Source organism: Tenacibaculum sp. Mcav3-52, assembly GCF_022347665.1.
In the GTDB taxonomy this organism is placed as follows: Bacteria; Bacteroidota; Bacteroidia; order Flavobacteriales; family Flavobacteriaceae; genus Polaribacter; species Polaribacter mesophilus.
The window spans coordinates 659,730-672,061 of record NZ_JAKRGE010000001.1 but is presented as its reverse complement, the minus strand read 5'-3'; the positions used below and the strand labels follow the sequence as shown (position 1 = coordinate 672,061).

Genomic DNA, 12,332 nt, shown 5'->3' with positions numbered 1-12,332 from the left:
AAATTTTATAATTACTTCTTTTTTGAAGAAGCTATTATTTTACTTATTATCTTAATAATTGTTTTCAAATCTGTTAGTAACTTCTTTTTTGGGCTTGGGTAAAATTCTGATTGTTCACACAATAATAACCAATACTCCAATTCATCAGCTTCTTTCGCTGAAATTTTAAATTTATGAATAAAATCTGCTTTACTTTCTGCATTTTGTGCTTCTCTAATATTGGCTCCTATTGATGTTCCACTTCTAAAAACCTGAGATGCCATCTCATAACGATGTAAAGCTCTTATTTCTTCTGAAAACTTGATGATTTCAAGAGATAACTCAAAAGTTAATTTTACAATTAAGTTTTCTTTATCACTTCTCATTGTTACATCTTCAAATTTTCAAATTGATTCATTAAAAACTAATCTCGTTTGCGAACAGTTCGTTGCTCAATTCTCTTCTCATACTTTTCTCCTTGGAAAATGCGTTGTACAAAAATTCCTGGAATATGAATTTGATTTGGATCTAATTCTCCTACTGGAACTAAATCTTCAACCTCAGCAACTGTAATTGTAGCTGCCCCACACATATTAGGGTTAAAGTTTCTTGAAGTTCCTTTAAAAATTAAGTTTCCAGCAGCATCACCTTTCCATGCCTTTACAAAAGCAAAGTCTGCTTTAAATGCTGGCTCTAATACATACATTTTCCCGTCAAACTCACGAGTTTCTTTTCCTTCTGCTACCTCTGTTCCATAACCCGCTGGGGTATAAAATGCTGGAAACCCTGCTTGTGCTGCTCTACATTTCTCGGCTAAAGTTCCTTGAGGTGTTAATTCTACTTCTAATTCTCCAGATAACATTTGACGCTCAAATTCATCATTTTCTCCTACATAAGAAGAAATCATTTTCTTTATCTGACGATTTTGCAATAACAACCCTAAGCCAAAATCATCAACTCCTGCGTTATTAGAAATACAAGTAACATCTTTTACTCCTATTTTTACTAACTCAGCAATAGCATTTTCAGGTATTCCGCATAAACCGAACCCTCCTAACATAAAGGTCATTCCATCTTGCACACCTTGCAATGCTTCTTGTACGTTATTTACTTTTTTATTTATCATTATAGTTGTTGTTTTAAGCTTTATCCTACTAGGTGAGATTTTAAATACTTTACAATTTACTAAAAATCCGTATCGTCTGGTACTGTTTCTTCTTCTCCTTCTTTAGCTTCTTCAACTTTTGAACAGTCTAAATTAATACTTATATCTTTAGGTTTTTCAAAATTTCCTTTACTAACCTCTAGCGTTTTATCTTCATAGCATTTTCTCATAAATATTCCCCATGTTGGTAGTGACATTGTTGCCCCTTGACCATATCTTAGTCCTGCAAAGTGTGTTGCTCTATCTTCTCCTCCTGTCCATACTCCAGTTACTAAGTTTGGCACCATTCCCATAAACCAACCATCTGATTGATTTTGTGTTGTACCTGTTTTACCTGCAATAGGATTCGTAAATTTATAAGGGAAACCTGTTACTGCATCTCCTCCTGATGTCCATGTTGATCTTAAACGAGCTCCGGAACCTACTTGAGTTACTCCTTTCATTAAATCTAAAATCACATAAGCTGACTCTTCACTTAACACTTCTTTTGTCTCAGGAACAAACTCTTCTAAAACTGTTCCGTTTTTATCTTCAATTCGAGTAACCATTAGTGGACTAACACGTAACCCTTTGTTCGCAAAAGTTGAATATGCACTAACCATCTCTAATAAAGATAAATCAATTGCTCCTAATGCAATAGACGGATTTGCTTCTAATTTGGATTGTATTCCTGAAGACTCTGCTAGTCGAACTACATTTATAGGTGAGACTTTATCAATTAATTGTGCTGTAATCACATTTACTGATTTTGCTAAGGCGTCTTTTAACGTTAATTCACCTCCATATTTACCTCCTGCATTTTTTGGTGTCCAATCTTCTGGCATTCCATATTTTTCCTTCGGAATGGTGTATGGTGTGTTTGGTAATTTATCACAAGGTGACATTTTTAATTGATTAATTGCAGTAGCATATACAAAAGGTTTAAATGTAGAACCTACTTGGCGTTTTTGTTGCTCAACTGCATCATATTTAAAGTATCTATGATTAATTCCTCCAACCCATGCTTTAATGTGGCCTGTTTGAGGTTCAATAGACACCAAACCTGAACGCAAGAAGTGTTTATAATGACGTATTGAGTCATAAGGAGTCATTACTGTATCACGTTCACCTTTCCACGTAAAAATACGCATATCAGTAGCTGTGTTAAACACCTTATCTATTTCTTTTTCAGACTTTCCTGCTGCTTTCATTCGCTTATAACGGTCTGAATTTTGCTTTGCTCTTCTTATTATTTTTTCTATGTCCTTTTTCCCTATATCATAAAAAGGAGCTTTTTTATTTCTTTTTTGTTCTTTATCAAAATATGATTGAAGGTTTTCCATGTGTTCATAAACCGCTTCTTCAGCATATTTTTGCATACGAGAATCTATAGTAGTGTAAATTTTTAATCCATCTCTATAAATATTATACTCTTCTCCATTTGGTTTTGGGTTTTCTTTAACCCACTCTTTTAAGATACTTCTTAAATGCTCTCTAAAATATGTTGCTAAACCGTCACTATGTCCTTCTCTGTTTATATTAAGTCCTAGACCTAATTTTTGTAATGAATCTTTTTGTTTTAAAGTAATAAACTCACTTCTATTCATTTGCTTTAAAACAACATTCCTTCGTTGTTTTACCATCTCTTTTCTCCTTAAAGGATTAAAAAGGGAAGAGTTTTTAAGCATTCCTACTAGCATTGCAGATTCTTCTATATCTAACTCTTTGGGTTCTTTTCCAAAATAAATTCGAGCTGCTGAACGAACACCTACTGCTTGATTTAAGAAATCATATTTATTCAAATACATGGTTATGATTTCTTCTTTAGTGTATTGACGCTCTAGCTTAACAGCTACTACCCATTCTTTCACCTTTTGAAGTACTCTTTTGAAAATATTGCGAGAAGCTTTTCCTGTAAACAACATTTTTGCTAGTTGTTGGGTTATTGTACTCGCCCCTCCACTTCCTGGTTTTAAAACGGCTCTTGCTGTTCCTCTAAAATCAATTCCTGAATGTTCATAAAAACGCTCATCTTCTGTTGCAACTAACGCTTTTACCATATTTTGTGGAATGTCTTTATATTTTATAGGTGTTCTGTTTTCAACAGCGTACTTACCTAAAGTTTTACCATCAGCTGAAATAATTTCTGTAGCTAAATTATTCTCTGGGTTTTCTAACTCTTCAAAAGTAGGTAGTACACCAAACACTCCCCAAGAAGCTAGTAAAAATAGTAGGCAAACAAATAAGAACCCTCCTAAAATGATACCCCAAAACCATTTAATGTACTTACTAAAATTTGTTGTTTTTTTCTCTGTCATTACTTTATTTTTTCTATTCTAAACCCTACATGAGTTATTCCTTCTAATTCTTCAATTCCTTCCAACTTTCCATTTTTTCGCATGGCTTGTCGAACCTTAAAAGTATATTCTCCTTTTCGGGGAAACGTTATGTTTTCTTTATAAAAAAGTTTATTCTCTTTAATGTCTGTAAAACCTTGTCCTAAAAATTTCCCTGTAACGTCTGCCATATCATATTCCAATGTATCTATGATTATTTGTCCGTCAGGAAAATTCATTTGCGTAATTAAAAAAAGATTGCTGTATGCATAATCTTTATTATTTCTAAGGTTTATAAAAAGATTTTTCTTACCAATAGAGTCATTAATTGGAAATGTAAACTGTATTGCATTTTTTTTATTCCATGAGCTTTTAGGAAGCGCAATATAATTGTCAAACTCACTATTTGAGTCGCATGAAGCTAATAGTATGGCTACTAAAAAAATGATGCCAATTTTACTTCTCATTATTGGTATTGTTTTTATTATCGCTATTATTTCTTTTTCGTTGATTGTTGTTTTTTCTTCTGGGATTTCTCGGTTTTTTTTGTTGTCCTTGTGGTTTATCAGTTGTTTTACTTTCTGGTTTTGGCTTTCTAGTTTTTGGATTGTTTTTAGGTCTTGGTTTCCTATTATCAACTCTCTTTTTTTCTGTTTTTTGGCCTCCTTCAGTTTTTTCCGTTTTTCCTTGTGGTTTTTTCTTTTGCCTTTTATTTGTTTGTGGCTGTTTATCTACTTCCGCTTTATTTGCTGGTTTTCTTTTTCTACGCCTACTGTTTTTACGACTTTTTTTAGGTGCATCAAAACGCGTTAAACTATCTTGACCTACAACATTCTCAAAATCGACAGAAACCTCTTCAGCTATCTCCAATTCATATTCTTCTAACGGTAACGCAAGTTCATTATTTTTGTTTAATTCTATAATCTCTTGAACTTGATCTAACGATAGTTTATACCATTTAAAACTTTCCTCTTTGTAGGTATACCAAAGTAATTTTTTGAATATGTCCATTTTAACGAAAACAGCATCTCCTTTTTCTGTTTTTAGCACTTTATCTTGCTTCGGAAAGCTTTGTAATGCATCTAAATACGTATCTAATTCGTAGTTTAAACAACACTTTAGTTTACCACACTGTCCTGCTAACTTTAATGGATTTAATGATAGTTGCTGATAACGGGCTGCTGCTGTATTTACTTTTCTAAAGTCGGTTAACCAAGTAGAGCAACATAATTCTCTACCGCAAGAACCAATTCCTCCTAAACGAGCTGCTTCTTGGCGCATTCCTACCTGACGCATTTCTACTCGTATAGAAAAAGCACTAGCTAAGTCGCGAATTAACTGACGAAAGTCTACACGTTCGTCTGCTGTATAATAAAAAGTAGCTTTGGTTCCGTCTCCTTGATATTCAACATCAGAAAGTTTCATTTTTAAGCCTAAACGGCTAATTATTTCTCTTCCTTTTCGTTGTGTTTCTAACTCTCTTCCTCTGGCTTCCTGCCAAACATCAATATCTTTTTGAGATGCCTTTCTGTAAATTTTCTTTACATCATCACTATCCGCAGTAATTTTTCTTTTTTTCATTTGAACTCTTACTAGCTCTCCTGCTAAAGAAACAATACCAACATCGTGCCCTGAAGATCCTTCAACTGCAACCACATCTCCCATGGAAAGGGTTAAGTTTTCAGGATTTTTATAAAAGTGTTTTCGTCCATTTTTAAAACGGACTTCAAAAATATTAAATGGTGCTTCACCTGAAGGTAAAGTCATATTTGATAACCAATCAAAAACAGCGAGCTTATTTCCACTTCCACATGTACCTGTAGCACAATTTCCGTTACTCTTACAGCCATTTGGCACACCGCTTTTGTTAGTTGAGCAACTGCTACAACTCATACGATAATATATTTTTTTGAAATATTTTTTTGAAATATTTTTTAAACCTGTGGTATTTACAGTATCAAAAAATATTTTTATTATTTGATTTTCAGCTGTATAAAATTTACTTTATAACAACTATCCTTAATCTGTAAAGATACATATTCTAATGAAAAGTGGAAATTGATTTTTTTGTTAAAAAAAATGCTGCTTTTAAGTTAAAAAGCAGCATTTTTTATTTATTCTAGTCTTTGGGCACTAATTATTCTTTTTCGCCCAATTATCTCTTAGTCCAACCGTTTTATTGAATACTAAGCCTTCAACTGTTGAATCATCATCAACATTAAAATACCCTAAACGTTGGAACTGAAAACGGTCTCCAATCTTTGCTGTTTGTAAGCTTGGTTCAACGTAAGCCGTAATTTTTTCTAGCGAATTCGGATTTAAAAACTCCATAAAATCTTTGTCTTTATGGCTATCCGGTGCTTCATCTGAAAACAATCTGTCATACGCTCTTACCTCAGCTTTTACTGCATGTTTTATAGAAACCCAGTGTAAGGTTCCTTTCACCTTACGCTTACTTTCTTCTGTTCCACTTCCTGATTTTGTTAATGGGTCATATGTACAGTGAATTACCGTAATGTTTCCATTTTCATCTTTTTCTACACTATTAGCCGTGATGAAATACGCATTTTTTAAACGCACTTCTTTTCCTAACTTTAGACGGAAGAATTTTTTGTTTGCTTCTTCTCTAAAGTCTTCACGCTCTATATAAATTTCTCTTGAAAATGGAACTTCTCTTGTTCCTGAGTTTTCATCTTCTGGATTGTTTTCAGCAATTAAAATTTCTTCTTGATCTTCTGGATAATTATCTATTACCACTTTTACCGGATCTAAAACAGCCATTACACGATTTGCTGTTTTATTTAAATCTTCTCTAATTTTAAACTCTAGTAATGCTACATCAATCACGTTTTCACGTTTAGAAACTCCTACCGTTTCAATAAAGCTGCGTATAGAAGCAGGTGTATAACCACGACGACGTAATCCTGAAATAGTTGGCATACGTGGATCATCCCATCCTGAAACGATTCCTTCTTCAACCAACTTCATCAACTTACGTTTACTCATTACGGTATAACTTAAGTTTAAACGTGAGAATTCTCTTTGTTTTGGTGGTAATGGGTATTCTGATTGACTATATTCATACACATTATCTCTAAACCAATTGTATAGTTCACGGTGAGGTTTAAACTCTAGTGAACATAGTGAATGAGAGATTTGCTCTATATAATCACTTTCTCCGTGTGTCCAGTCGTACATTGGATAAATTACCCAGTCACTTCCTGTACGGTGATGCTCTTTCTTTAAAATGCGGTACATAATAGGATCACGCATTAACATATTTGGTGAAGCCATATCTATTTTAGCACGTAACACATGAGAACCTTCTTCAAATTCACCGTTTTTCATACGTGTGAATAAATCTAAATTTTCTTCAATACTTCTATCTCTATTAGGTCCTGCTACTCCTGGTTGCGTTGGCGTTCCTTTCTGTTCAGCCATTGCTTCAGAAGATTGGTTGTCTACATATGCTTTTCCGTCTTTAATTAATTGAACTGCCCAATCATATAATTGTTGGAAATAATCAGAAGAATAGCATTCTTTTTCCCACTGATACCCTAACCAAGCTACATCTCGCTTAATAGCGTCTACATATTCTTGCTCTTCTTTTGCTGGGTTTGTATCATCAAAACGAAGGTTTACTGGAGCATTGTATTTTTCTCCTAAACCAAAACTAATACCGATAGCTTTTGTATGTCCTATATGTAAGTATCCGTTTGGTTCTGGCGGAAAACGAAAACGCAAATTTTCTTTTGGCATTCCATTTGCCAAATCTTCTTCAACAATTTGCTCTAAAAAATTCAATGATTTCTTTTCTTCTGACATCTTTATAAATTATGTACGTGTTCTATTTTTGTTACCTTCTATTGTTCTCTCTTAAAATAGAATCAATTAAGAGCTTCCTAAAAGGTTTAAGCAACAAAATTACATAGAATCTATGAGATAATTACACAAAGAAAATTATGGATTATTTTTTTTAATAAAAAAACGGAAAACCTGTATAGATTTTCCGTTTTAATAATTTTATTTGGTTTGAACTTACTTTCCGAACGAATTGTTTTCTTGATTTACGTCTGCCATTAGTTTAGACGGGTCAATTTCAACTGATTTTACCTCTTTTTTTGTTGTAAAAGTGTATGTTGGATGTGCAAAAGTCCAATCTGTAATAACTGTAGCATTGGTTGGTTTCTCTCCACGCATCATACGTAACGGAATATTAAATGATTCTTTTGAGCCGTCTGTGTACGTTACCTCAACATCAATAGGCATTGGCATTTGACCAATACGTTCTAAGGTAATTTCTTTTCCGTTTACTGATTTTATTCCGTAATCGATAGTATGTGTTGTTTGCGTCCATTCATTTAAATACCAGTCTAACTGAAGTCCTGAAACTTTTTCAGCTGTACGTTTAATGTCATTTGGTGTTGGATGCTTAAAAGAAAAGTCTTCAAAATACTTCTTCAACGTTTTTGCTACATTTTCTTTTCCAATAATATATTCTAACTGAGATAAGAAAATATTTCCTTTTGAATAACTCGCTACTCCATACGCTGTGTTTGTATGATACCTATCAGCATGTGTTGTTAAAGGTTCTTCAATATTGTTTTTTACCACGTAATTATACCCTCGGTAAGATCCTGCATGTGGGTTTTCTTTTCCTTCTCCTAAAATTTCATTCTCTGCTTTGTTTGAAATATAAGTGGTGAATCCTTCATCCATCCAAGGATGTTTACTTTCGTTAGTTGCTAACAAGAATTGAAACCAAGTATGTGCTAATTCGTGTGCTGTTACTCCAAATAAGCTTCCCCATTTACGTTGTCCTGTAATTAAGGTACACATTGCATACTCCATACCTCCATCTCCCCCTTGAATAACTGAGTATTGCTTATATGGATACTGACCTATATGCTTACTAAAATACGTCATTAGCTCAGCTGTTTTAGGTTGTAACTTTTTCCAGTTTTCTAAATACTCAGCATCTAATGTTTTCTTATAAAGGAAATGTAAGTCGATTCCATTATCCATTTTATAAGTATCATGAATAAACTCAGGATCTGCTCCCCAAGTAAAATCATGTACGTTTGGCGCAGTGAATTTCCATGTTAATTTATCTCCTGACGGAAGGTTTAACGGTTTTGTTTTGTCTTCGTAACCATGACCTACTTCTTGTGGGTTTTGTACATATCCTGTTCCTCCAACTACATAATTTTTATCAATATGAAGTGTTACATCAAAATTACCCCAAACTCCATGGAATTCTCTTCCTAAGTATGGTGGTGTATGCCAACCTTCAAAATCATATTCAGCCATTTTAGGGTACCATTGTGTCATTGACAAAGCAACTCCTTCAGCACTATTACGACCCGAACGACGGATTTGTTTTGGTACTTGCGCATCAAAAATCATATCAAACGTTACACTTTCTCCTGGTTGAATTGGTTTGTTTAATGTAACTTCTAAAATCGTTCCAACAGTTTCGTGTTTTACTACCGAACCGTTTTGTTTTAAAGAACTTACTTTAATGTATCCTATTTCTGAAGGTGATAATTTACTAATACGATCTCCTACTCTTCTATCTGGATCTTGAATATTTCTTGAACGAACATCCATTTGTGAGTTTGGTTGAAATGCGTTGAAATATAAATGATAGAATACCTTATTTAACGCATCTGGTGAATTGTTTGTGTACACCAATTTCTGTGTTCCTTTGTATTGATATGTTTTAACATCCATATCAATATCCATAGTATAATCAACATGTTGCTGCCAATACCCTTGGTTAGATTGCTTGTGTACTTTTGTTTTTGTTACGGTTTTGTTTTTTGTACTATTTACGGTAGCACAAGAAATAACCGGTAACAATAAAAGGCTTAAAATTATTTTCTTCATGTTTAAACTGATTTAATCCCCATTGAGGTTAGTGTTTTCTTAAAATCACTTAGTTCTTTTTCATTTTTTAATACTGGAAAACTACGTCTTTTTCCATTGCGTAATTTTAGAAAAACCCGCTCTCTTCCGTAGGCTTTTCTTGTTTCTATTCCTTCAATTTCATTAAGTAAGTATTTAGATTTCCATGATCTTTTTACTACGTAATAAAATATTACTACTACAGAAACTACTGCAAGTAAAAACATAAAAACAAAAAGAGTTTCCTTGTTTTCATAACTCATTAAATGCAACTGAACTCCCATATTAATTCCATTAATTAACATTAAAGAGATAATTAACCATGAATGCATTGGCACTTCATCTTTAATTGTTAATTCCTGTGTTTTTTTGTTGAATTCTAGTTGCATGTGTTTTCCTATAACAAAAAAAGAGCATCAAAAAATAATGCTCTTTTTTAGCTTGTTTATACTGGTTTTATTTTCTTCCGTTTACCATTCTATCAGCCATTCTAACTGCATTGTATGCATTTACAACACGTCCTGATACTGATAGTTCTGAGAAAGGAACTTTTACAGGCGCAGTACCATATCTAGCTCCTGTTCCTGGTTTATTAACTTCTAAATCTATCTTCGTTCCTGAATTCATTAAAATATGCTTTACTTGACTCGCTGTTAACTCAGGATAATAAGAACGCACTAATGCAGCAACTCCTGCTGCTGCTGGAGACGCCATTGAAGTTCCGTTAAACTTCTTGTATTCATTGTCTGGAGTTGTTGAATACACTTGTACCCCTGGTGCAAACACATCTACATTCTTTTTACCATAGTTTGAAAAAGCTGCTGGTAATTCTTCATTATAGTTTGCACTCATTGCTCCGATTGTTAAGAAGTTATCTGCAACTTCATTCATTAAATCTGGTGCGTCGTTAGGAAAAGTCTTCTCAACATCAATATTCTTTCCATCATTTCCTGCTGCATTTACAATTAACACATCCTTTGATGCTGCATACTTTATTGCATCGTAAACCCACTCTTTGTTTGGTGAAAAACCTTTACCAAAACTTGTATTGATTACTTTTGCTCCGTTATCTACTGCATAACGAATACCTAAAGCAACATCTTTATCATACTCATCTCCGTCAGAAACTGAACGTACAGCCATGATTTTTACATTGGCAACCCCGTCCATTCCTTTATCGTTGTTTCTTGTTGCTCCAATGATACCTGAAACGTGAGAACCATGCGCTTCATCTTTTTCAGAATGACCTGTATTACCATTTCCATATCCTGGTTTATCATTAATATCATACGCATTATCACCAACAACAGTACGGTAATCTGTTTTTAAGTTATCTCCATTTATTGTCTTTTCAGCGTTTTTAATACCTTTTTCAAAGTACTCTTTAGCTTCTTCTAGCGTATCAAAATAACCAAACATTCTAGTTGCAAAGTTTTTTGCATTGCCTAACATTTCATCATTTGTATTGATAGCTCCTACTTCGTCTTTAGTATAGGTTGATTTTCCAAAGTATTTAGTAAATGCTTTATCAGCATCTGCAACCATTCCTTTTAAACCTCCATAACGAGCAACTGTTTTCTTTGCTTCTGCTACTTTTTCAGCTTGATATGCTTTTACTTCTGCTAAGGTTTCAGCATCTGCAACTTCTGGTTTCATTAAAATACGTTCGTATTCTAAATGTTCTTTGTATGAGTCTCCTAAAAAGTTCCATCCATTAATATCATCAACATATCCATTCTTATCATTATCAATTCCATCTCCAGGAATTTCCTTAGTATTTACCCATGCTACATCAACTAAATCTTCATGTTTTAAATCAGTTCCAGAATCAACGACACCAACTACAACTTCTACATGCTTTTTCCCTTTTAAAAACTCATAGGCTTTATTTACACTCATTCCTGGAATTGTATCTGTAGCCAAGTCTAAATGCTGCCAGTTTTCTTGCTCATAGTCTGTTAATTCAGCATTTTTCGCTGGAATATTCACTACGGTATTACTTCCTGCTGGCACAGGGATTTTGCTTACTGTTTTACAGCTAGCTAAAGTAGCCACTGCAATTGCCGAGTAAAATACGGGCTTTAAAACTCTCATAATCTCTATCTTAATTAAAAATATCTGTAAACTTAAATGTTTCCTTTAAACGAACTCCTTTTTCTGTATGCTTTACTGTTATTACTTCGTTGTAAGCATCATGTTCTAAAAACAGGTAAAATTCTTTATCTGCTGCTTCGTTTAAAAAAGCTTCTTTTTCTTTTAAGGTAAGTAGTGGCCTTGTATCGTACCCCATAACATAAGGCAAAGGAATATGACCTGCTGTTGGTAGTAAATCTGCCATAAACACCAATGTTTTTCCTTGATATTCTATTTTCGGTAGCATTTGTTTTTCGGTATGTCCATCTTTGAACAACACATCAAACCCAACATAATCTTTTGCGTTTAGATGTAAAAAGTTTAGTTGTCCGCTTTCTTCAATTGGTAAGATGTTTTCTTTTAAAAAAGATGCTTTTTCTCTCGCATTTGGGTGTACTGCCCAATCCCAATGACGTTGATTGCTCCAAAAACGTGCGTTTTTAAAAGCTGGTTCATACCCCGTTCTATCTTTGTTCCATTGAATTGATCCTCCACAATGATCGAAATGTAAATGTGTTAAAAACACGTCGGTAATATCATCTCTATGGAAACCATGTTTTGCTAAAGAAGTATCTAATGAAAAGTCTCCATATAAATAATAATATCCAAAAAACTTATCGGACTGCTTATTACCAATTCCTGTATCAATTAGCGTTAAACGATCTCCATCTTCAATCAACATACATCGCATGCCCATTGAAATCATGTTGTTTTCATCGGCAGGATTTGTCTTTTGCCAAATTGTTTTCGGAACTACGCCAAACATAGCGCCTCCGTCTAATTTAAAGTTTCCTGTTTCTATCGGATAAATTCGCATAGCTACAAAGATGCAG

10 protein-coding genes are annotated in these 12,332 nt (G+C 33.7%); all 10 read right to left on the bottom strand.

From position 1 onward, the window contains the following. Nucleotides 1-11: 11 nt before the first annotated feature. The gene (locus tag MHM83_RS03125; RefSeq protein WP_125343996.1) at nt 12-365 is read right to left on the bottom strand and encodes a four helix bundle protein; all 354 of its coding nucleotides are present in this window, start codon (nt 363-365) and stop codon (nt 12-14) included. A 38-nt stretch (nt 366-403) separates the two neighbouring features. Then, nucleotides 404-1,105 (bottom strand): CoA transferase subunit A, encoded by a 702-nt coding sequence (locus MHM83_RS03120; protein WP_239178350.1) that lies wholly within the window; start codon nt 1,103-1,105, stop codon nt 404-406. A gap of 59 nt (nt 1,106-1,164) precedes the next feature. Continuing rightward, nucleotides 1,165-3,441, bottom strand: a complete 2,277-nt coding sequence (locus tag MHM83_RS03115; RefSeq protein WP_239178348.1) for a penicillin-binding protein 1A — start codon at nt 3,439-3,441, stop codon at nt 1,165-1,167. Beyond that, nucleotides 3,441-3,926 carry a gliding motility lipoprotein GldH gene (locus MHM83_RS03110; RefSeq protein WP_073182415.1) on the bottom strand — a complete coding sequence of 162 codons (486 nt, stop codon included), beginning with the start codon at nt 3,924-3,926 and terminating at the stop codon, nt 3,441-3,443. Before MHM83_RS03110 ends, MHM83_RS03115 begins: the two co-directional genes overlap by 1 nt. Beyond that, on the bottom strand, nt 3,916-5,352 hold the full coding sequence (gene ricT / locus MHM83_RS03105) for a PSP1 domain-containing protein (RefSeq protein WP_159488807.1): 1,437 nt from the start codon (nt 5,350-5,352) through the stop codon (nt 3,916-3,918). The genes MHM83_RS03110 and ricT overlap by 11 nt, the downstream gene beginning before the upstream one ends. Before the next feature lie 240 nt (nt 5,353-5,592). Beyond that, the gene (locus MHM83_RS03100; protein WP_239178346.1) at nt 5,593-7,284 is read right to left on the bottom strand and encodes a glutamine--tRNA ligase/YqeY domain fusion protein; all 1,692 of its coding nucleotides are present in this window, start codon (nt 7,282-7,284) and stop codon (nt 5,593-5,595) included. A gap of 213 nt (nt 7,285-7,497) precedes the next feature. Beyond that, a complete protein-coding gene (locus MHM83_RS03095; protein ID WP_239178345.1) occupies nt 7,498-9,348 on the bottom strand; it encodes a M1 family metallopeptidase in 1,851 nt (616 codons plus the stop codon). A 2-nt stretch (nt 9,349-9,350) separates the two neighbouring features. Next, on the bottom strand, nt 9,351-9,755 hold the full coding sequence (locus MHM83_RS03090) for a hypothetical protein (RefSeq protein ID WP_239178344.1): 405 nt from the start codon (nt 9,753-9,755) through the stop codon (nt 9,351-9,353). 67 nt (nt 9,756-9,822) lie between these two features. Further along, a complete protein-coding gene (locus tag MHM83_RS03085; protein WP_239178343.1) occupies nt 9,823-11,460 on the bottom strand; it encodes a S8 family serine peptidase in 1,638 nt (545 codons plus the stop codon). 10 nt (nt 11,461-11,470) lie between these two features. Beyond that, nucleotides 11,471-12,316 carry an MBL fold metallo-hydrolase gene (locus MHM83_RS03080; protein WP_159610668.1) on the bottom strand — a complete coding sequence of 282 codons (846 nt, stop codon included), beginning with the start codon at nt 12,314-12,316 and terminating at the stop codon, nt 11,471-11,473. Nucleotides 12,317-12,332: the final 16 nt, after the last annotated feature.